General features: G+C 41.4%; 23 protein-coding genes. 9 read left to right on the forward strand and 14 right to left on the reverse strand.

Annotated features, from left to right (window positions below; all coding sequences use genetic code 11):
* Positions 1-53 precede the first annotated feature (53 nt).
* The 4 genes from DCK90_RS12910 to DCK90_RS12925 all read right to left on the reverse strand — a co-directional run bounded on the left by DCK90_RS12910 (position 54) and on the right by DCK90_RS12925 (position 3,888).
* Entirely contained in the window at positions 54-1,127 is a 1,074-nt protein-coding gene (locus DCK90_RS12910; protein WP_108246630.1) for a DUF3810 domain-containing protein, read from the reverse strand.
* Positions 1,128-1,211: 84 nt separating this feature from the next.
* Entirely contained in the window at positions 1,212-2,315 is a 1,104-nt protein-coding gene (locus tag DCK90_RS12915) for a peptidylprolyl isomerase (protein ID WP_108246631.1), read from the reverse strand.
* An 11-nt stretch (positions 2,316-2,326) separates the two neighbouring features.
* A complete protein-coding gene (gene gldI / locus DCK90_RS12920; RefSeq protein WP_108246632.1) occupies positions 2,327-2,875 on the reverse strand; it encodes a gliding motility-associated peptidyl-prolyl isomerase GldI in 549 nt (182 codons plus the stop codon).
* The gene (locus tag DCK90_RS12925; protein WP_108246633.1) at positions 2,872-3,888 is read right to left on the reverse strand and encodes a DHH family phosphoesterase; all 1,017 of its coding nucleotides are present in this window, start codon (positions 3,886-3,888) and stop codon (positions 2,872-2,874) included. Before DCK90_RS12925 ends, gldI begins: the two co-directional genes overlap by 4 nt.
* Positions 3,889-3,962: 74 nt before the next feature.
* On the opposite strand from DCK90_RS12925, the gene DCK90_RS12930 reads away from it, so the two are divergent.
* Together DCK90_RS12930 and DCK90_RS12935 are read left to right on the forward strand one after the other, a co-directional pair.
* Positions 3,963-4,997 carry an alkaline phosphatase D family protein gene (locus DCK90_RS12930; protein WP_108246634.1) on the forward strand — a complete coding sequence of 345 codons (1,035 nt, stop codon included), beginning with the start codon at positions 3,963-3,965 and terminating at the stop codon, positions 4,995-4,997.
* A 48-nt stretch (positions 4,998-5,045) separates the two neighbouring features.
* Positions 5,046-5,465, forward strand: a complete 420-nt coding sequence (locus DCK90_RS12935) for a nucleoside-diphosphate kinase (RefSeq protein WP_108246635.1) — start codon at positions 5,046-5,048, stop codon at positions 5,463-5,465.
* Between the two features lie 219 nt (positions 5,466-5,684).
* Here DCK90_RS12935 and DCK90_RS12940 read toward each other — a convergent pair whose 3' ends face one another.
* Genes DCK90_RS12940 through recF form a run of 3 tightly spaced genes read right to left on the reverse strand, consistent with a single transcriptional unit; the run spans position 5,685 to position 7,487 of the window.
* Positions 5,685-5,981 (reverse strand): DUF721 domain-containing protein, encoded by a 297-nt coding sequence (locus DCK90_RS12940; RefSeq protein WP_108246636.1) that lies wholly within the window; start codon positions 5,979-5,981, stop codon positions 5,685-5,687.
* Entirely contained in the window at positions 5,981-6,403 is a 423-nt protein-coding gene (locus tag DCK90_RS12945; protein WP_108246637.1) for a hypothetical protein, read from the reverse strand. The genes DCK90_RS12940 and DCK90_RS12945 overlap by 1 nt, the downstream gene beginning before the upstream one ends.
* A gap of 4 nt (positions 6,404-6,407) precedes the next feature.
* Positions 6,408-7,487 (reverse strand): DNA replication/repair protein RecF, encoded by a 1,080-nt coding sequence (gene recF, locus DCK90_RS12950; RefSeq protein ID WP_108246638.1) that lies wholly within the window; start codon positions 7,485-7,487, stop codon positions 6,408-6,410.
* Positions 7,488-7,614: 127 nt separating this feature from the next.
* Here recF and DCK90_RS12955 point away from each other — a divergent pair, with 127 nt between their 5' ends.
* From DCK90_RS12955 to DCK90_RS12985, 7 genes are all read left to right on the forward strand, one after another.
* Positions 7,615-8,376 (forward strand): tetratricopeptide repeat protein, encoded by a 762-nt coding sequence (locus DCK90_RS12955; RefSeq protein WP_108246639.1) that lies wholly within the window; start codon positions 7,615-7,617, stop codon positions 8,374-8,376.
* A 3-nt stretch (positions 8,377-8,379) separates the two neighbouring features.
* Positions 8,380-8,862 (forward strand): 6,7-dimethyl-8-ribityllumazine synthase, encoded by a 483-nt coding sequence (gene ribH, locus DCK90_RS12960; RefSeq protein ID WP_108246640.1) that lies wholly within the window; start codon positions 8,380-8,382, stop codon positions 8,860-8,862.
* A gap of 120 nt (positions 8,863-8,982) precedes the next feature.
* Positions 8,983-9,267, forward strand: a complete 285-nt coding sequence (locus tag DCK90_RS12965) for a riboflavin synthase subunit beta (protein WP_108246641.1) — start codon at positions 8,983-8,985, stop codon at positions 9,265-9,267.
* Complete coding sequence (gene mutL / locus DCK90_RS12970; RefSeq protein WP_108246642.1) at positions 9,267-11,117, forward strand: DNA mismatch repair endonuclease MutL; 1,851 nt, start codon at positions 9,267-9,269, stop codon at positions 11,115-11,117. Before DCK90_RS12965 ends, mutL begins: the two co-directional genes overlap by 1 nt.
* Positions 11,118-11,873, forward strand: a complete 756-nt coding sequence (locus tag DCK90_RS12975; RefSeq protein WP_108246643.1) for a rhomboid family intramembrane serine protease — start codon at positions 11,118-11,120, stop codon at positions 11,871-11,873.
* 3 nt (positions 11,874-11,876) lie between these two features.
* Positions 11,877-12,740, forward strand: coding sequence for a rhomboid family intramembrane serine protease (locus DCK90_RS12980; RefSeq protein WP_108246644.1), 864 nt, complete (start codon positions 11,877-11,879; stop codon positions 12,738-12,740).
* A gap of 3 nt (positions 12,741-12,743) precedes the next feature.
* On the forward strand, positions 12,744-13,784 hold the full coding sequence (locus DCK90_RS12985; protein ID WP_108246645.1) for an endonuclease/exonuclease/phosphatase family protein: 1,041 nt from the start codon (positions 12,744-12,746) through the stop codon (positions 13,782-13,784).
* On the opposite strand, the gene DCK90_RS17115 is transcribed toward DCK90_RS12985, so the two are convergent.
* Genes DCK90_RS17115 through DCK90_RS13020 form a run of 7 tightly spaced genes read right to left on the reverse strand, consistent with a single transcriptional unit; the run spans position 13,773 to position 19,555 of the window.
* Complete coding sequence (locus tag DCK90_RS17115) at positions 13,773-14,081, reverse strand: DUF6122 family protein (RefSeq protein WP_108246646.1); 309 nt, start codon at positions 14,079-14,081, stop codon at positions 13,773-13,775. The genes DCK90_RS12985 and DCK90_RS17115 overlap by 12 nt on opposite strands.
* Entirely contained in the window at positions 14,074-14,706 is a 633-nt protein-coding gene (locus DCK90_RS12995) for a WbqC family protein (RefSeq protein ID WP_108246760.1), read from the reverse strand. Before DCK90_RS12995 ends, DCK90_RS17115 begins: the two co-directional genes overlap by 8 nt.
* A gap of 19 nt (positions 14,707-14,725) precedes the next feature.
* Entirely contained in the window at positions 14,726-16,468 is a 1,743-nt protein-coding gene (lepB, locus tag DCK90_RS13000; RefSeq protein ID WP_108246647.1) for a signal peptidase I, read from the reverse strand.
* A gap of 50 nt (positions 16,469-16,518) precedes the next feature.
* Positions 16,519-17,220, reverse strand: coding sequence for a 4-hydroxy-tetrahydrodipicolinate reductase (dapB, locus tag DCK90_RS13005; protein ID WP_108246648.1), 702 nt, complete (start codon positions 17,218-17,220; stop codon positions 16,519-16,521).
* A gap of 3 nt (positions 17,221-17,223) precedes the next feature.
* Positions 17,224-17,883, reverse strand: coding sequence for a DUF5683 domain-containing protein (locus tag DCK90_RS13010; RefSeq protein WP_234414755.1), 660 nt, complete (start codon positions 17,881-17,883; stop codon positions 17,224-17,226).
* Positions 17,876-18,781, reverse strand: a complete 906-nt coding sequence (locus DCK90_RS13015; RefSeq protein ID WP_108246649.1) for a ParB/RepB/Spo0J family partition protein — start codon at positions 18,779-18,781, stop codon at positions 17,876-17,878. The genes DCK90_RS13010 and DCK90_RS13015 overlap by 8 nt, the downstream gene beginning before the upstream one ends.
* Entirely contained in the window at positions 18,782-19,555 is a 774-nt protein-coding gene (locus DCK90_RS13020) for a ParA family protein (protein WP_108246650.1), read from the reverse strand.
* Positions 19,556-19,575 lie beyond the last annotated feature (20 nt).

Here is a 19,575-nt window from a genome sequence, read left to right on the forward strand (position 1 = left end):
TGAATTGAATTAGTCGGTTTAAATATAACGTAACTCAAAGGACTCTACAAGTCTTATTGGATGGCCATCTGCTGTTTTCTGTAGTTGATGATGAGACCTACAACGGCATTATAACTTTTGATGCCTTCTTTTTGGTTGTTCGCCTTTAGAAAAGTGTTGAATACGGATTTGAATACGGGCTCCATCGGATTCTCATATTTTTCCCAAAAATCTCGTAATTCATTGAAATTTTCCTTTACCCCCATGTTGATGGTGCCCACAATCTCATTATACTTTTCTTCATCCTTATGAAAAAGATCGGTGAGGCAATATCCTAAGGCATGGTTGTAGGCGGAATATTTAAAATAAGTATCATTGCTTTGCGATGTCACCAAATAACCAATAAAATTGGTAGCTCCCTCAGCAGAGTACCCTAGTTGATGGCCTACTTCGTGACAGCTTACGGTGGGCAGTCTAAATTTTGGGGTAACGCCATTCACCTGAGCTTCGTTAGTAAAAGGGTTCAGGTAGCCGCCATATCCCATAAAAGTTAAGGGTATGCTATAAATGGATGATTTTAGACTGAGATGTTGATATCCAAAATGGGGATATTGCTCTGCAAAGTTGGCATAGGCTTCTTCGGTTTTGGCAAAGATTTCCTTTTTGGAGTAGGGGATATGGACAGGAGAGATAGTATCTCCGGTAAGTTCCATTTGATATTGATTCGTTTGTTTTACGATGAACCGTGTCAGATCAACCAATTCATCAATCGTATATTCATGTTCAATGCTGAGCTTCCAAGTGATGGGTTGGCGGTGGTAGTTCATGCCCCAAAGCAGATGAAAAAGAAAGAATACTACGGAAAGTGACACTGTAATATCCTTTAGGAAAAAAAGAGGTCTTTGCTTAATGCTTCTCCAGTTTTTATAGATATACCGGATGGCCAACAGTACAATTAGGGTATAGAGTATGTCCCCAAATGAAAATGGAATCCAACCAAACAGTATTCTTAAAAAACGTGAGATGTAAGGATATATGCCATTACTGTAATACGTTTCAACAAGGTTGGGATAACTGCCTATCCATTTGACCAAAATGATTTGAACCGGGAGTGCAATCGCAATAATTGTCTTGGTTTTTTGTCTCATCAAAATTGAGCAATTTGTTTTTAAGGCAAATAAAAAGCCGCACGGAAAAGTACGGCTTTTTTAAGTTATGCTTTTGGAATTTTATTATTGGATTCCAACTATTTCTATATCAAAAACTAAGGTCGAACCACCAGGAATAGGACCGTAGTCGTTGTCGCCATACCCTAGATGCGGAGGGATGAACAAACGAACTTTGTCCCCAACTTTCATGGTCAACAATCCTTCGCGGAAGCCTGCAGCCAATTGGGCATCTGGGCTGTAGTCCATAGGAAATGGACGATATCCGCCCTGATCTCTCCTACCAGGGTTCAGTTGGTTGAATTGTTCAGCAATTTCTTGAATATTGCTGTCGAACAAATCTCCGTTAAACAACCAACCTGCATAGTTTACAAGTACTTTTTGGCCTACTTTTGGCTGTTCACCATCACCCTCGTTCAAGGTTAAAATGCGAAGTCCACTAGGAGTTTCTTCGGCTTGGTCGATTTGTTCTGCAAATTGGGCGGCCAAATCTTCCTTCATTTTTTTGAATGCTGCTTCGGCTAGTTTTGCTTCTTCAAAGTAGTCGCTCATTATTTTAACAGCGTCAAATTGTTTGGCATCCTTGCCGTTACGTACAATTTCTACGTGATTCATCACAACATCTGTTTTTGGTCTGTCCTGAGCACCGGTTTCAACACTGGCAATGGTGTCCACAACGTCCATTCCCATAACCACTTCACCAAAAACGGTGTGCTTGTCATCTAACCAAGGTGTAGCCTTGTGCGTGATAAAAAATTGACTGCTATTGGTTTTAGGGCCTCTGTTGGCCATGGAAAGAATACCTTTTTTTGAGTGTCGCAATGAATCATTGAATTCATCTTTAAAGGTGTAGCCGATGTTTCCGCTTCCGCTACCTGTTGGGTCTCCTCCTTGAATCATAAAATCTTTGATCACTCGGTGGAAAACAATCCCGTCATAGAATTTTTTATCCTTGTACTCATCGTTTACAAATGGATTTTTTCCTTCTGCCAAGGATACAAAGTTGGCCACGGTAACAGGCGTTTTTTTGTATTCCAATTGGATAATGATGTCTCCTTTAGTAGTTTGGATGTCGGCAAAGATACCATCGCCCAAATCGGCATATTTACTCGATTTACATCCCATGATAACTAGGAGAAACAAAGGTATGATGTAAAATAATTTCTTCATTGTTTATGAATTTAATTTAAACTGTCGTTGTCTATAATGATTGTATGTAATTCCACTGATGATTTAAGAGGTGTTTTTGGTCCAATGGACTTATTGTCACCTTGATAGCCAAAAGCTAGGGGGGAAGGGAACAAAAATGTAGCCTTCTCGTTTATTTTTAACAGCTTCACGGCATTTTGAAGCCCAGGGAACAATTGTTGCTTGTCAATGACATGCGATTGCGGCCCAATTTCCTCTGCTGTATAAATGGTGTCACCTTCCAGGTTCATCAAATTATAAGAAAACAAAATCTGGTCGCCCGACTTTAATTGATAGGTGGCAGTGTCGTTCTCGGTCTCATAATAATACCAAAACCCATTTGGGTTGGACATGTACTCGTGGGCTGTATCCTTGGAAATGATTTCCTGAATGGCTTTTTCCTCTTGGGCCAACAATTTTTTGGTACGTTCAATGGATTCCTTGAAGAAACTACCGGATTTGACCTCTACAGGTCTTCTGGGTTCCGGTCCTCCGCAACTTACAACAGACACAATGAACAGAACAGCTAGAAAAAATCTCATGGATTCAATTTGTATTTATACGTTTTTAAAACATCGTTGAATCTGGAAATGGTATCCTCCATACTGGTTTCGCTTCTTCCCCCGGCCGCATTGGTATGTCCACCTCCATTAAAATGAGCCCGTGCAAATTCGTTCACGGAAAAATCACCTATGGAACGCAAGGAAATTTTAATAATGCCTTCTTCCCGATTTTCTATAAAAATGAGGGCAAAAATAATGCCTTCCAAAGTTAGGCCGTAATTTACAAAACCTTCTGTATCACCTTTTTTAAAGTCGTACTGGTCCAGTTCGTCTTGGGTTAGGGTAATGTAAGCGGTTCTGTATTCGGGAAGAATCACCATATTGCTCAGCGCAACACCCAGCAAATGTAGGCGAGAAGGAGAGTTCGTGTCAAAAACCTCTTGGTGAATGGCCATGTTGTCAGCTCCCTTGTCAATAAGTTCCGCAACAACGCGGTGCGTTTTGCTGGATGTGGAACGGTACTTAAATGAGCCTGTGTCCGTCATAATGCCCGTGTAGAGATTTGTGGCCATATCGGCATCAATTTGGTCGGTTTCACCTAAAAATTCAATAAAGTTGTACACCATCTCGCAGGTAGAGCTCATCGTTACATCGGAATAGGTCACCATTGCATAATCGCTCGGTTGTTGGTGGTGGTCTATCATTATAAAATCGGCGCTCGCCTCTTTCAAGACCTGTTCCATTTGCCCAACACGGGAAAGGTCGTTAAAATCCAAGGTAAAAATGATAGAAGCCTCATTGATGACTTCTTTTGCCTTTGGGTTTTCCCTCTCAAAATTGATTACGGCATCATTCTCTGGCATCCATTTAAGGAATTTTGGATAGTCATTTGGAGCGACCACATGTACGGTATGCCCTTTTTTCTTTAAAAATCCATATAACGCTAAGCAGGAGCCCATGGCATCCCCATCAGGATTTCTGTGGGGTATGATCGCTATCTTTTGAGGTTGGGAAAGAATCGACTTTACTGTCGTGATATCCGCTGAATTCATGCGGCCAAATATACAATAATATAATATAGAGGTAACTTGGTTTATCCGTATTTTTGGTTCCGTAAAATCATATCATGAAGCAATCCTACATAATTTTAGCGGCATTGGTTTTGTTCGCTGCCTGCAAAAAGAAGGCGGAGCAAACATCTGAGACCGAAGAGCAGTCAACCTCTGATTTTGTTGTAGCCTTCGGCTCCTGCAATATGTCACAAGAACCGAATCCTTTTTGGGACGACATTTTGGCCGAAGATCCAGATGTTTGGATTTGGGGAGGGGATATAGTTTATGCGGATACGGACGATGTTGAACGATTACGCGCTATCTATGCCATGCAGGATACCGTGGCGGGATACGCGAAGTTGAGGAACGAAGTTCCGATTATTGGTACTTGGGACGATCATGATTTTGGTGTGAACGACGGAGGGTCCGATTTTGCGATAAAGGCAGAAAGTCAGCAAGTGTTCTTGGACTTTATGGATGTGCCGCAAGATAGCGAGAGGAGAACTCAAGAAGGCGTGTATGCTTCGCATGATTACGAAGTACCGGCCGGCAAGGTAAAGGTAATCGTGTTGGATACCCGTTATTTTAGAAGTGAACTTATTGATGATACGGATTCCAGGAAACGCTACAAACCTACAATGGATTCAACGGCAACCGTGTTGGGTGATACCCAATGGAAATGGTTAGAAAATGAGCTTAACGGTTCGGATGCCGATTTCAATTTGATTATGTCCAGCATTCAAGTGCTTTCGGGCGAACATGGTTTTGAAACTTGGGGCAATTTTCCATTGGAGGTAGAGAAATTGAAGAACATTATAACACAATCAAGAGCAAATGGAGTTATTATTTTGTCGGGAGACCGACATATTTCCGAGTTCTCCAGAACCGATATTGATGGCTTAACATATCCCTTGGTTGATTTTACCAGTAGTGGCCTTACCCATTCGTATTCTAGCTTTAGCGGAGAGCCCAACCCATATCGTGTAGGTGAGGTGGTTTCCGATAAAAGTTATGGAATCATCAACCTTAATATTAAAGAGAAAAGGGCCGAATTTAAGATTATGGGGGATAATGGTACTGTCTTCCAAGAGTTAAAACAAAGCTATTGAGCCTTGTACCTTGCTTGAAAAAGCTTAAGTTTGCGCAAAATTTAAAAAATGACTGGAAATAGAACATTTACCATGATTAAGCCTGATGCCGTTGAAAATGGGTATATCGGGGCAATTTTGGATAAAATTACGGCTGCTGGATTTAGAATTGTGGCCATGAAGTACACACAATTGAGCACTAGGGATGCCGAAATATTCTATGCCATCCACAAAGAGCGTCCGTTTTTTGGCGAATTGGTGGAGTTTATGACAAGAGGCCCCATCGTTGCCGCCATTTTGGAAAAGGACAATGCAGTGGATGATTTCCGTGCTTTGATCGGGGCTACCAATCCAGAAGAAGCTGCCGAAGGAACCATTAGAAAGCTGTATGCTGCCAGTATCGGTGAAAATGCGGTTCACGGTTCCGATAGTGATGAAAACGCTGCTATCGAAGGTACTTTCCACTTTTCAGGAAGAGAGATCTACTAATCGATTTACAAGATAATTTTAGTGAAGCCACCTTTTCGGGTGGCTTTTTTTATTTATTCCGTGCTTGACACGGAATCTCATAAATCAAAGAATAGGATTTAAATTAGATTTCTCGTCGCTCTGCTCTGTCGAAATGACATTACGATTATACTTGTCATTTCGAACGAAGGTGAGAAATCTCTAGCCAACTAAGCAGCCAATAGTTTGTACTAACATTAATTACCGCAAAACCAATTTTTTCACCAGTTCCTTGCCCAATTCCTCATTGATCATTTTAACGATCTTGGACTTGCCCAAACTCAATTCCTCCCGCAATACCGAAGAGGAGAGCGATACGTAGAGCGTCTCGTTTTTCAGCTCGACCGCCGATGTGTAGTTATTTACCCCATTGCCCATTAATTTGACCCAAGCCTCTCTAGCATCCACTTTGTCCATGCCTTTTTGTAGCTTGTTTTCTTGGATGAACTCACTAAGCGCTTCACTCAATGGAATATGGGAGCTATGTCGTTTGGCCATTATTGCGGGATTTTGATGGGTTCAAACCGTTTGTATTTGTAGGTGATACCTTCTTGGTTGATTACCGAAAATGAAACCGAATCCAATTGCACCAGTTTTTCTTCCCATTCGCTGAACTCGTTTTTATAACGCAATGTGAATGTTTCGTTGATGTGGGATATCTCAAAATCTTCAACATCTTTGGAGGTATCGTACGAACCATCAAACTGGGGTTTCATCTTTTTTCGATACCCTTTATCTTCTTTCAGTTGAATAAAGTCAATGCTGGTGTTCATTCCATATTCCTTGATGGAGCCATCAGGAAACTCAACTTCTGAAATCTCCCAATAGCCGTTCAAATAATGAAGGTCGTCCTTGTTTACAGATGACTCATCACAGCTCCATAAAAATAAAATCAGTACTAGGGAAAGGATGCGTTTCATGATGCTACAAGGTAAATATTTTATAACTCTGATGAATGTTTTTAACTACATTTTCGGTGCGGTCCGCATGCGTGTCACTGATAAAAATCTGACCAAAATTTTCATCCTTTACCAATCCCACAATGTGCGATACCCTGTTCTCGTCCAACTTGTCAAAAATATCATCCAATAATAAAATCGGTGTGGTATCCGCCAGTTGTTTGATGAAATGAAACTGGGCCAGCTTCAAGGCGATCAAAAATGATTTTTGTTGACCTTGGCTTCCGAATTTTTTAATAGGGTGCCCGGCAATGGTAAAGCTCAAATCGTCCTTGTGCACCCCCACCGAGGTATATTGTAGGGCCCTGTCTTTATCGATGTTGTTCTGCAAAAGATGTAAAAGGCTATCATCGCTCAACTGGCTTTCGTAAGAGAGGTCGATTTGTTCTTCTTTTTCGGCAATATGTTGGTACTGCTCCTTGAAAATAGGCAGAAAAGAATCAATGAACTCTACCCTTTTTTGATGGATTGCCGTTCCCAAGGAATGCATTTGTTCGTTGTAAATGCTCAAAGTATCTTGGTCAAAGGTTCGGTTGGCGGCAAAATACTTGAGTAGGGAGTTTCGCTGCGTTACAACTTTACCGTATTTGATGAGGTTTTGCAAGTACACTCTATCCGATTGGGATATAACACCGTCCATAAACTTTCTTCGGGTTTCGCTGCCTTCCAAAATCAAATCCCGGTCAGATGGGGAAATAATCACTAAGGGTAAAAAACCTATGTGTTCGGAAAACTTTTCATAGGGCTTTCCGTTGCGCTTTATCACCTTTTTAGTGCCTTTTTTAAAAGAGCAGAGTATTTTTTCGGTTCTTTCGTTTTTCTCAAACTCCCCTTCAACGACAAAAAAATCGGTGCCATGTTTTATATTTTGTGTGGACACGGGGTTAAAGTAGCTTTTGCCAAAGCACAAGTGGTAAATGGAGTCCAGAACATTGGTCTTTCCGACTCCGTTATCACCCACCAAACAGTTGATGACAGGGTCGAATTCCAGTGTCTTGGAGTCGAAATTTTTGTAATTGACTAAAGATAAATGTCTTAAAAACATAAAAAATCAGAGAAACGGTTTGGAATTAAAAGGTGGCCCTTTTAAAAAGGGAATCCAAAAATAACGAATAAATTACCTTTTGGTTTTGGATAAAAACTTTATTTTTGCGCGACCAATTAAATGACGGATGGCAACATACAAGAAGAGAGGCTTTAAGCCAAAAAATAAAGAGGAAGAAGCTCAGATAGAGGAACACGACAGCACAACGGCTGAAGTTTTCAATACTTTGGACGAGGGTGCCTCCAAGACCGAAGCATGGGTTCAAAAGAACCAAAACTATATTTTGGGCGTTATCGGCGTTATCGCGGTAGGTGTTTTGGCCTATTTGGGATACCATCAATTCATCCAAAATCCAAAAGAAGCAACAGCCGCAAACGAGCTTTTCTACCCGCAACAATACTTTGACCAAGCCTTGGCAAGTGAAACCGAAAAGGATTCCTTGTTCACTATGGCTTTGAACGGTGCTCAAGGTAAGTATGGTTTCTTGGACATTATTGAGGAATATAGTGGTACCAAAGCAGCCAATTTGGCAAAATACTCCGCTGGTATGACGTACTTGAACCTTAAGCAATATGATCAGGCCATCGAGTATTTGGAAGGTTTTTCTTCCGATGACGATATTATGGGCGCTATGGCAAAAGGAGGAATCGGTGATGCTTTTTCTCAATTGAACCAGAATGATGATGCCTTGGATTATTATGAAAAGGCAATTTCTCATAGCGATAACGAATTTACAGCTCCTCGTTTTTTACATAAGGCCGGTGTTGTAGCATTGGAATTGGGTGAAAAAAGCAAAGCTTTGGGATATTTTGAAAGAATCAAGGAAGAATATCCAAACTCTCAAGAAGCCAACGGTGTAGACGCTTTAATTGGATTGGCGCAAAATTAAAAGATGGCCACAGAGAACAAAAACTTATCCGTTTACGATAAAAATAAAATCCCAAACGCGAAGGACCTTCGGTTTGGGATTGTTGTTTCTGAATGGAACGATGAAATTACCGAAGCCCTCTATCTAGGAGCAATGGAAGCTCTTGTGGATTGTGGGGCGCTTCCTGAAAACGTACTACGTTGGAGTGTGCCAGGAAGTTTTGAATTGACTTTCGGTTGCAAAAAAATGATTCAAACGGAAAAGGTCGACGCCGTAATTGCCATTGGTAGTGTTATTCGGGGAGAGACCAGTCATTTCGATTTTGTATGCAGCGCAACGGCCCAAGGCGTAAAAGACCTGAACGTTGCTTACGATGTGCCCGTTATTTTTTGTGTGTTGACCGATGATAATATTGAGCAGTCCAGAGCAAGAAGCGGTGGCAAGCATGGAAACAAGGGAACTGAAGCCGCTATTGCCGCCATTCAAATGGCTGTATTGGGCAAGTAAGTTTTATTTTCAACAACCCAATAATCCAAGCATCTAGGGACTGTTAACATTTTTTGGGACGATCGTCCAACCCCTTTTTTCTATTTTAAGTACCTTTGAGGTTACAGCGATAAGGATACTATGCGAAACCCTTTAAAACTTAGAAAAAATAAGAGCTTCGATTACTCCCCCAGATATTATAAGGGAGAGGGGAATCCTTATAAAATTGAGCATAAGCTTGATAAGTTCAGAACCACGGCACATTCCACCAGAGGACTTAAAAACAAAGTCACCTCTGCAATGGACGATTTGCAGACCGAAGGGGATAAAAATTTAAAACTTCGTTTTTGGATTATCGTTGCCGTTCTGGTGCTGCTGTTTCTGTTTATCATCGATTTTGACCTATCAATATTCCTGAATCCATAATGGCGGACATCATTAAACTTTTACCGGACCATGTTGCTAACCAGATAGCAGCAGGGGAAGTGGTGCAACGCCCCGCTTCTGTTGTAAAAGAGCTTATGGAGAATGCCATTGATGCAGGCGCATCATGTATTAAGCTGATTATTAAGGATGGTGGAAAAACCCTAATTCAGGTGGTTGACGACGGAAGCGGTATGAGCGAGACAGATGCCCGTTTGTCTTTTGAGCGCCATGCCACTTCCAAGATATCATCTGCGCAAGACCTTTTTAATTTGGCTACCAAAGGTTTTAGGGGCGAAGCGCTGGCATCTATTGCGGCCATCGCCCATGTGGATATGCAAACGCGTACCGAAACCAATGAGGTTGGTACACACCTTAAAATTGAGGGAAGCAAAATTGTGTCCCAAGAGGTAGTGGCTACCCCAAAGGGAACATCCATATCGGTAAAGAACCTATTTTTCAATATTCCGGCAAGACGAAATTTTTTGAAATCGACGCAGGTAGAGTTGCGCCATATCACCGATGAGTTCCATCGGGTGGCATTGGTTCATCCTAATATCGAATTTCATTTCTACAATAATGGGTCGGAGATTTTTAACCTTCCCATCGGAAAGCCTCGTCAACGCATTGTGCACATCTTCGGTAGTAAAATGGATAGCCGTTTGGTTCCTGTTTCCGAGGAAACCGAAGTTTTAAAAGTGTCCGGATTTATTTGTAAACCAGAGTTTGCCAAAAAGAGCAGGGGAGAACAGTTCTTTTTTGCCAATAATCGTTATATCAAAAGCCCCTATTTGCACCATGCTGTGGTAGCCGCTTTTGAAGGTTTGATAAAATCAGACACCCATCCCGGCTATTTCTTGTTTTTGGAGGTAAATCCTTCATCCATCGATATCAATATTCACCCTACTAAAACAGAGGTGAAGTTTGATGATGAAAATACTTTGTACGCGATTTTACGGTCGACGATCAAACATAGTTTGGGACAATTCAATGTGGCCCCTGTTCTGGATTTTGACCATGACCCCAATCTAGATACACCTTATTCCTATAAAGAGAAAGGAGCCGTAATCCCCAAGGTGACCGTTGATGCCAGTTTTAATCCGTTTCAGGATACAGTGGCCAAAAAAGGCGGGTCAGGGAGTGGTTTTCGTAAACAGAGCACCAAAGGTTGGGAGGATTTGTATGAGGGCCTTGGAAATCAGAACGAGCACAATCAGTTCAGTAGTGTTGTAATTGAATCTGAAAGTGAGGAGCAGGGTACTTTGTATTCGGGAGAAGGAGTAGAGGAGCATTTGGCCGCTACTTTTCAACTGCGAAGAAAATATGTGGTCAGCACCGTTAAGTCGGGAATGTTGGTCATCCATCAGAACAGGGCCCATGAACGGATTCTTTTCGAAAAGTTTTTAGGTGAGATTACGGTAAAAGAAGGGGTGAGCCAACAGTTACTTTTTCCTTTGGAACTAAGCTTTAGCAAGCAGGAGTTGGCCGTGATTAGAGAAATCCAAGAAAGCCTGACAAACATTGGGTTTATATTTGATAGCTTGGAGCACGAGACTGTAAAAGTGACAGGTGTTCCCATGATGGTGCCCGAAAGCGGGATTGGCACGGTATTGGATCGCTTGATTGCTGATTATATGGAGGGTTACTCCGACGGTTCCATTTCGCAGGCCGAAATGTTGGCCAAGGCGCTAAGTAAGAACCTGGCGGTACGTACAGGTGACGTATTGGATTCTGAATCGCAATTAATGTTGGTGAACAACCTTTTTGCATGCAAGGAACCTAGTTTGAGTCCTTTTCAAAAAATAACATATACCATTATCTCCGAAGGGGATATTGATAAAAAATTCAACTAGATGGGTAGAATGACCGAGGCAGTAAAGCATATTTTGATCATTAACGTGATCTTGTTTTTTGCCACTCAATTATATGGAGACCAAATGTATCAATGGCTGGCACTTTGGTTTCCCAAGAATGAAAACTTCCAAATTTGGCAAATAATTACCCACATGTTCATGCATGGAGGCTTTATGCACATCGCCTTTAATATGTTTGCCCTTTGGATGTTCGGTACGCCCGTAGAACGTGTTCTGGGAAAAAATCGGTTTCTATTCGTCTACTTTTCTGCGGGATTGGGGGCAGTTTTGTTTCAATTAGGATTTTACTACTTTAATTTTTTGCCTGCCCAATCGGAATTGCTGAGTACGGGGCTTTCAAATCAACAAATCTTGGATATGTTGGCTTCGAACCGACTCCAAGAAGGATTGTCGCAAGTTCAGATTTCGACCTTAAGGGCGGTAATGCCGGAGTATGCGCAGATATACAATGCGAGTATGGTGGGTGCCTCTGGGTGTATTATGGGAGTTTTGGCCGCTTTTGGAATGATGAACCCCGAAGCACGACTTATGTTAATATTTTTACCCATTCCCATTAAGGCCAAATATTTTATTCCTGGTATCATATTGCTGGATGTGATTTCGGCGATTACCGGACAGTCCTTTTTTAGTCCGAGCAATACGGCGTATATGGCCCACGTTGGAGGAGCTATTACAGGGTTCATAATCATGTGGTACTGGAAAAGAAATCAGTTCAATCAAAATAGATGGGATTAACGCATGATGAACGGTGGACTACGATATCAATTTGCAAGGCTTAGCATAGCCGAAAAGCTCATTGCCATCAATGTGCTTATATTTTTATTGGACGGACTCTCGGGGGCATTGTTGGGCCATTCGTTTTCACGTTGGTTCCATTTGCCAAAAGATTTTTTTGAATTTTTGACCCAACCTTGGTCTTTAGTGACCTATTCCTTTTTTCATGCAGGGTTTGGACATATTTTTTGGAACATGATAGTCCTTTATTTTGCGGGAAGGATTTTTCTCAACCTTTTTGATGCACAACGGTTTATCAACGTATATTTTTTAGGTTTAATGTTGGGCGGCTTGGTATTTCTGCTGAGTTATAACGTATTTCCGACCCTTGTCAACTCCAATACCGCATTGATAGGGGCATCTGCTGGAGTAAATGCAGTGCTTATTTTTGTCTGTGCCTATATTCCAAATCAAGAGGTACGCGTAATTTTCTTCAATATAAAATTATGGTATATCGGCCTTGCTTTGGTGATAAAGGATCTGGTTTTGATAGGAATGGGGGATAACATTGGTGGTGGTATGGCCCATTTGGGGGGTGCCTTTTTAGGATATATGTATGCCAGGCAATTGTTCAAGGGAAATGATATCGGTTCTGGTTTTACCACAATGAGGGTTGCCATTGCAAATATGTTCAAACCAAAAGAGAAAAAGGCGCCGTTAAAGACGGTTTATAAGAAAAAAGCAGCCGCTAACATCAAAGAAGATTACGACAAACAGGCCAAGCAAAAAAGGATTGATTCGATTTTGGATAAAATCAGTAAATCCGGTTATGAAAGCTTGTCCAAAGAGGAGAAAGACTTTTTGTTTAAGGCAGGTAAGGAAGACTAAACAGTGAAAAGATCTACCTCAATATGGGATAGGGTGGTGTTTGCAATCAATATTTTGATTGCATTTCTATTGTTGTTTACTGGATTCACCTCTTATGTGCCATTACGGTTTTTCTCTGCCATCTCGGTACTGAGTTTGGTAGTACCTTTTCTATTCGCAATCAACGTACTGTTTCTATTGTACTGGGCGGCAAAAATGAAACGAAAGTTTTTGCTTTCGTTCACTGCTATCGTTCTCGGTTATTTTATGTTTGGACCTTTTTACGGTTTTGGAGGCAATAACGTTCATCAAGAAGGAGTGTCATCGAATATAAAAATTATGTCCTTCAATGCATGGGGATTTAATAAGAATGGTTGGATAAAACAACCAGGAGTGGGGGATAGTATAGTCAAATTTGTGAAAGATCAGGACCCTGCCATTCTCTGTGTCCAAGAGCATAGTAGGGAGCGCCACAGGCAGTTAGGTCAATACAAATATAAAAGCGAAACACCTAATGCTGTGCCAAGGACAACACAAGCCATATTCTCCAAGTACCCCATTGTGGGAGAGGGGTCGTTGGATTTGCCAAGTACCATTAACAATATTATTTATGCGGATATTGCTTTTGGAAAGGATACCCTTAGGGTTTACAATGTTCATTTGCAATCGTTCAAAATAGTGCCAAGTAGGGATAACTTTTCTGATGGTGAAAAATCGGAAAGGACTTATAAGAAATTGGTCGATACCTTTTCAAAACAATTGGAGCAGGCAGAAATTCTCAAGAATCATTTGGAGAAGAGCCCTTATGTCAACATTGTTTGTGGAGATTTTAATAACACTCAATTTTCCAATGTCTATAAAATTGCAAAAGGTGATTTACAAGATACTTTTTTGGAGGAGGGAAAGGGTTTTGGACGCACGTACGATTTGTGGAAGATGCCACTTCGCATTGATTATATTTTAGCCGACCCAAGGTTTGAAGTGCTCTCGCATCAAAATTTTGACGAACGCCTTTCCGACCATTATCCGGTAATGGCGACTGTACGTTTAAATTCACATCAATAAACAATCCACGGAATCTGCAATAATGTGGATGGTTAATGCCAAGCCGATTAGTCGGGTAGGTTTAAAGAACAGCAGCGAAATATAAATTGCAATTACCCAATAGCTATGAAAGGTATGAAAACCTATGCTGCAACGGTCGGGATCATATAAAGGAATTGCCCAAAGGTGATCTATATCTATTAGGATTCCAGCTAGAAGTATCAAAATAACCCTAAAACTATCTCCTTTGAAGAACCAAAGCCCAACTAAAACGGGAACCAAAAAATGTATGCCGTAGTGGATGAGGTGCCTAGTCATTTGTAAAATCCAAGGATAGATTTTTTAAGCAACTGAGTGTATTGGTTCCCTCATTGAACAAGAGGTCCAGAATGCTCAAATTGGGTATAAAACCATGGCGCTCCTCAAAAACCTGCGTATAAGGTGCTATGTTCCAATCGTTTTCCTTTTTTGCATCCACCAAAAATCGGGCGTCAAAATAGGTGGTTGGTTCAATCTGGTACGTTTCGGTTTTAGCTGTTGGAATTTTTATTCCAATACAATCAGCAATCGCTTCAATGGTCTTTAGGTTAAGATTGTATAGCGAATCATCATCTCCTTCATAGATAGGCCGAATTTCGTCTTCGTAAAACTCGAAAAAGGGTGAGGTCCGGTACGCAGTTTCCAAAGTGCGCCAATGCTCTTTTTTCCAATTGTAACTATTTTCGGTGCATACATCAATGTACTTTTGACGTCCCTCATTGCCCCCAACGTGTTTTATAGGGATATTGAGCATATGTTTGCCCTTGTCTGTTGAAATATAACAACGGTTACGGTAGGTCTGTTTCTGAAAATTATCATGCGCCTCCCAAATTACCTCATGCTGAACTATGGCGGCAAATGTGGCAATACTCGGAAAATAGGAAGGGTGGATAAGAATTTTCAAAGAACGGGCTTTAGAATAGTTATGCGTTTTTCTTCTTTCTCTTGCGGAAGAAATCAAAAATAAACCAAGCAGCTAAAAGAGCTATGAAATACCAGAAATAGGATACGGGTTCCCCGCTACCGCCAACGGTAGTGAAAACTCGGTCCCAGCGAACTCTCCAATTGGCGATTCCCTGTCTAAAGTTGTCAAAGCTCATCCAAAGGAAAACAGGTTTGCCCACAATATGGTCGGCAGGTACATATCCCCAAGTTCTACTATCTTCAGAATTGTCGCGGTTATCGCCCATCATCCAATAGTAATCTTGTTTAAAGGTATAGGAATTGGCTTCACTGCCATTGATTAATACTTTGCCACCTGTAACTTCGACCTCATTGTGTTCGTAATCCCTGATTATCTTTTTATAGAACGGAATTGTCTTGGAGTTGATTTCTACCGTGACACCTTCTTTGGGAATGTAGATAGGTCCAAAATTGTCGTTGTTCCAAGGGTACAGATTAGGTTTTTGTGGAAATATGTTTCCACCATACATTCCTTTAGGGTCAATTGTTTTTACCACCGAATCGATACCTGGGTTTTGTTCCAGGGCAGCGACCATCTCATCGGTGAGATTGGCCGTTTTTGAACGAGGTTTTTCTTCGGATAATGAGAGTCTTAATTGACGGATTACATCTGTGGGTATTCCATCTTCCCTGGTATATAGCTCAATTTTTCCATCTTCTGTGGGCCGTCCACCAGAAATATAAGGAGCGACCGCATTATATTGGGCCTCGCTGATATTGTTGGCAATATATTTCCTAACATAATCAGAAGCGTCAACATCTTCTAGATATTTGCTGGATACTCCGTTGTTAGCATAGATGTCATATATGTACATGGGTTTGGCACGGTCCGATAGTTTGAGCTGCTCACCGTTTATATATACAAAACCATCAATAACGGCCAGTGAATCCCCAGGAGTTCCCACGCAGCGCTTTACGTAGTTGGATTTTTTATCGATAGGTTTTATGACAGCTTTTTGTGCCTTAAAAAATTGGTAGAGCGTGTCAGAAGGCAAACTGAAAACCACAATGTCATTTTTTTCCACTTTCTCAAACCCGGGCAAACGCATATAAGGCAATTGCAATTTGTTGATCCAGGATGTTTTGTGCGTTTCCGGATTTACATCTGCCAAATAAGACCTTGTTTTTACCACCGGGAGAGTATCATGGACCATAGGTGCGGCCAAGGTTGTCATGGGAACCCTAGCGCCATAATGGAACTTGCTCACGAACAAGAAGTCACCAACGCGCAGCGTGCGTTCCAGTGATCCTGTCGGAATTACGTAAGGCTGAATAAAATACGTGTGTACAAAAGTCGCTGCAACAATGGCAAAAACAATGGAACTGACCCATTCTCCCAAACCTGTTGTTGGTTTTAGGCTGCGGTCTTCAATATATGTTACGTCCTCTGCGTAGTTGATGTAATAGATGTAAAAGCCAAGGGTAAGGATGACCAACCATGTATCTACAAGGGAATTTTTTCCAAAACTACGGATGGTTTCCACCCAAACTACGGGGAACATCAACAAATTGATGATAGGAATAAATAATAAAAGTACCCACCACGAAGGCCTGTTGATGATTTTCATTAAAACTATACCGTTGTATACCGGTATAGCGGCTTCCCAAGCTTTTCTGCCAGCCTTAACGTAGAGTTTCCAAGTTCCCAAGAAATGGATGACCTGAATAATCAGGATAAAAATAATCCATTGTATACCGTCCATATAAATAAATTTCTTTGTTAGACTCTAGGTCTAAGTTCCTGTTACGTTTTTTAGCTTAGGTTTAACACATCTTTCATGGAGAAAACACCTGTTTTTCCCTGAATCCATTCTGAAGCTATTACGGCTCCAAGAGCAAACCCTTCCCTGTTGTGTGCTTCGTGTTTTATTTCGATAGTGTCCACGGAACTTGCATAAGCAATGCTGTGTGTTCCGGGCACCATGCCTTCCCTTATGGATTTTATCGAAATCGTTTTATTGTCCGATTCATCCAGCTTCCAGTTTTCGTATGCGGTGTTTTCAATAATTCCTTCGGCCAGTGTAATAGCTGTTCCGCTGGGCGCATCCAATTTCTGGGTGTGATGAATCTCTTCCATGGATACATTGTACTGGGCCAATCCGGCCATCATCTTGGCTAGTTGTTTGTTCAGTTCAAAAAAGATATTCACTCCCAAACTAAAGTTTGATGCATAGATGAACGCACTTTTGTTGTCTTCACAAATTTTGATGGCGTCGGAATACTTGTCCAACCATCCGGTAGTGCCACTGATAACGGGAACGTTGTTTTTAAAGCACTTGGTGATATTCTCAAAAGCAGCTTCGGGCGTACTGAAATCAATGGCGACATCCATTGAGACGTAATCCACATCCTGCGAAGGGTCATCGATTTTTGCTACGATGGAATGGCCTCTATCCTGAGCGATTTCCTCGATCATCTTTCCCATTTTGCCATATCCAAACAGACCAATCTTCATACATTAAAATTTTATCACCATAGCCATTCCGTAGTTTGGCCTGTTGGTAAACGGATTTATATCTAAATAAGGGTTAAAATCAACCGCAAGGTCGTCGCTTACATTGTATTGCTTCAAGTGGGAATCCACATTGGCGTCTATGATATTAAGGGCGTACAGAGCTATCGTAATGACCAAGGCGAGATCTCGGTCCCGTTGGGTGTTTTCTTGAGCTTCTTGCAGGGCTTCGGATGTTAGGTCCGGACCATTGCCATCTCCGTTCAAATCCCAGAACTCATCATCCTCAAAACCTGCAAGTCGTCGTTTATACGCATTCCTTGCACTTCGATATTGGGTGTTATTGTAGGAATAAACATAAATTCCCGTTCCAATAGCACCCCAAACTATGGGTGCTTTCCAGTAACGTTTGTTATAGATTTGCCCTAGACCCGGAAGAACAGCTGAATAAAACGCAGCTTTACTGGGAGCAAGGGGGTTGATGCTCTTTTGCTTTGTTACCTCTTCAAAAGTAACGCCTTCGCCTTCCATGCTTTGGGTAATGGAATCCACCTCTTTGGTTTGCTGAGGCTGTTCCTTTTTCGTGTTTTCCTCTTCTTCTTCTTGGGAAAAACCTGAATGAAACAACAAAAAGGCAAAGAGCAATAAAAGGAGGTTTTTATTCACCTGTCAACAATTTTTTGATACGCTTAAAATCTTCCTCTGAGTGGAAGGGTATCACAATTTTTCCTTTTCCGTTTTTGGATGTTGTAATGTCCACTTTGGTCGCTAGACGCTCTTTAATGGAGTCCAAGCTATTGGAAACAAAGTCGGGAACATTGGAAGTGCTCTTTTTCTTTTCGGAGCCTGAACTTTTAGGTTCTTTGTGGTCTTTCACCAACTGTTCGGTAGCTCTAACGGAGAGACCATCGGAAACCACTTTTTCATAAATGGCGATTTGGTCTTTCTTCTTATCAATGTTGATAAGTGCCCTACCGTGACCCATGCTGATGAATCCATCCCGCATTCCCGTTTGGATAATGGGGTCCAATTTCAACAACCTAAGGTAATTGGTGATGGTGGAACGTTTTTTTCCAACACGGTCGCTCAATTTTTCTTGGGTAATCTCGATTTCATCAATAAGTCTTTGATAAGATAGTGCAATTTCGATGGGGTCGAGGTCCTGTCTTTGAATGTTTTCCACCAAAGCCATCTCTAAGGACTCTTGGTCGTTGGCAATACGGATATAGGCCGGAATGGTTTCCAACCCCACCAATTTTGATGCACGGAACCTACGCTCTCCGGAAACTAATTGGAATTTGTTGAAATCCAGTTTCCTTACCGTAATGGGTTGTATAATGCCCAATTCACGAATGGAACTGGCCAGTTCTTCAAGGGTTTCATCGTTAAAATTGGAACGTGGCTGAAAAGGGTTGACCTCGATGGAATTGATATCCAATTCTACTACATTACCGATAACCTTGTCCGCATTTTTGTCCGAAACTGATTTGATATCATTCTCTGGATCATTCAAAAGAGCGGACAGGCCTCTTCCCAACGCCTGTTTTTTTGTTGCTTTCGCCATCTAAACTTTCTCCTTGTTTTTCTTCAAAATTTCGTTGGCTAAGTTAAGGTAATTGGAGGCACCTTTGCTGCTTGCATCGTATTTTATGATGCTCTCGCCATAACTTGGTGCTTCGCTCAGCCTAACGTTTCTCTGGATAATAGTATCAAAAACCATATCCGCGAAGTGTTTTTTCACTTCTTCAACAACTTGGTTGGAAAGTCGCAACCTAGAATCGTACATCGTCAGTAGCATTCCTTCGATGTCCAAATCGTTGTTGTGTATTTTTTGAACACTTTTTACAGTATTCAACAACTTGCCCAGACCTTCCAATGCAAAATATTCACATTGGATGGGAATCATTACCGAGTCCGCCGCTGTTAGGGCGTTCAAGGTCAATAATCCCAAAGATGGGGCGCAGTCAATCAGTATAAAATCGTATTTGTCGCCTAGGTTCTTTAAAGCTTCTTTGAGCATATACTCCCTATTGTCCTTGTCCACCAATTCAATCTCGATGGCGACCAAGTCAATATGAGCAGGTACTAAATCAACATTGGGGGAATCTGTGGATATGGTGACCTCTTCTACGCTCATGGTATGTTCCAAGAGCTGATAGGTACCATTTTCTACAGAATCGACATCAATACCCAATCCAGATGTTGCATTGGCCTGAGGGTCGGCATCAATCAATAATACCTTTTTTTCCAATACACCTAAGGAGGCTGCAAGGTTCACCGTTGTAGTAGTTTTTCCTACACCACCCTTTTGGTTTGCTATAGCAATAATCTTGCCCATTTCATAGTAAGTTAGGTGCT

It is taken from the genome of Muricauda brasiliensis (assembly GCF_003057865.1).
Taxonomy (GTDB): Bacteria; Bacteroidota; Bacteroidia; order Flavobacteriales; family Flavobacteriaceae; genus Flagellimonas; species Flagellimonas chongwuensis.

Coding starts and splice junctions, on each gene's coding strand:
- DCK90_RS12910 (WP_108246630.1), bottom strand. CDS start 1,127: ATGAGACAAAAAACCAAGACAATTATTGCGATTGCACTCCCGGTTCAA.
- DCK90_RS12915 (WP_108246631.1), bottom strand. CDS start 2,315: ATGAAGAAATTATTTTACATCATACCTTTGTTTCTCCTAGTTATCATG.
- gldI (WP_108246632.1), bottom strand. CDS start 2,875: ATGAGATTTTTTCTAGCTGTTCTGTTCATTGTGTCTGTTGTAAGTTGC.
- DCK90_RS12925 (WP_108246633.1), bottom strand. CDS start 3,888: ATGAATTCAGCGGATATCACGACAGTAAAGTCGATTCTTTCCCAACCT.
- DCK90_RS12930 (WP_108246634.1), top strand. CDS start 3,963: ATGAAGCAATCCTACATAATTTTAGCGGCATTGGTTTTGTTCGCTGCC.
- DCK90_RS12935 (WP_108246635.1), top strand. CDS start 5,046: ATGACTGGAAATAGAACATTTACCATGATTAAGCCTGATGCCGTTGAA.
- DCK90_RS12940 (WP_108246636.1), bottom strand. CDS start 5,981: ATGGCCAAACGACATAGCTCCCATATTCCATTGAGTGAAGCGCTTAGT.
- DCK90_RS12945 (WP_108246637.1), bottom strand. CDS start 6,403: ATGAAACGCATCCTTTCCCTAGTACTGATTTTATTTTTATGGAGCTGT.
- recF (WP_108246638.1), bottom strand. CDS start 7,487: ATGTTTTTAAGACATTTATCTTTAGTCAATTACAAAAATTTCGACTCC.
- DCK90_RS12955 (WP_108246639.1), top strand. CDS start 7,615: ATGGCAACATACAAGAAGAGAGGCTTTAAGCCAAAAAATAAAGAGGAA.
- ribH (WP_108246640.1), top strand. CDS start 8,380: ATGGCCACAGAGAACAAAAACTTATCCGTTTACGATAAAAATAAAATC.
- DCK90_RS12965 (WP_108246641.1), top strand. CDS start 8,983: ATGCGAAACCCTTTAAAACTTAGAAAAAATAAGAGCTTCGATTACTCC.
- mutL (WP_108246642.1), top strand. CDS start 9,267: ATGGCGGACATCATTAAACTTTTACCGGACCATGTTGCTAACCAGATA.
- DCK90_RS12975 (WP_108246643.1), top strand. CDS start 11,118: ATGGGTAGAATGACCGAGGCAGTAAAGCATATTTTGATCATTAACGTG.
- DCK90_RS12980 (WP_108246644.1), top strand. CDS start 11,877: ATGATGAACGGTGGACTACGATATCAATTTGCAAGGCTTAGCATAGCC.
- DCK90_RS17115 (WP_108246646.1), bottom strand. CDS start 14,081: ATGACTAGGCACCTCATCCACTACGGCATACATTTTTTGGTTCCCGTT.
- lepB (WP_108246647.1), bottom strand. CDS start 16,468: ATGGACGGTATACAATGGATTATTTTTATCCTGATTATTCAGGTCATC.
- dapB (WP_108246648.1), bottom strand. CDS start 17,220: ATGAAGATTGGTCTGTTTGGATATGGCAAAATGGGAAAGATGATCGAG.
- DCK90_RS13015 (WP_108246649.1), bottom strand. CDS start 18,781: ATGGCGAAAGCAACAAAAAAACAGGCGTTGGGAAGAGGCCTGTCCGCT.
- DCK90_RS13020 (WP_108246650.1), bottom strand. CDS start 19,555: ATGGGCAAGATTATTGCTATAGCAAACCAAAAGGGTGGTGTAGGAAAA.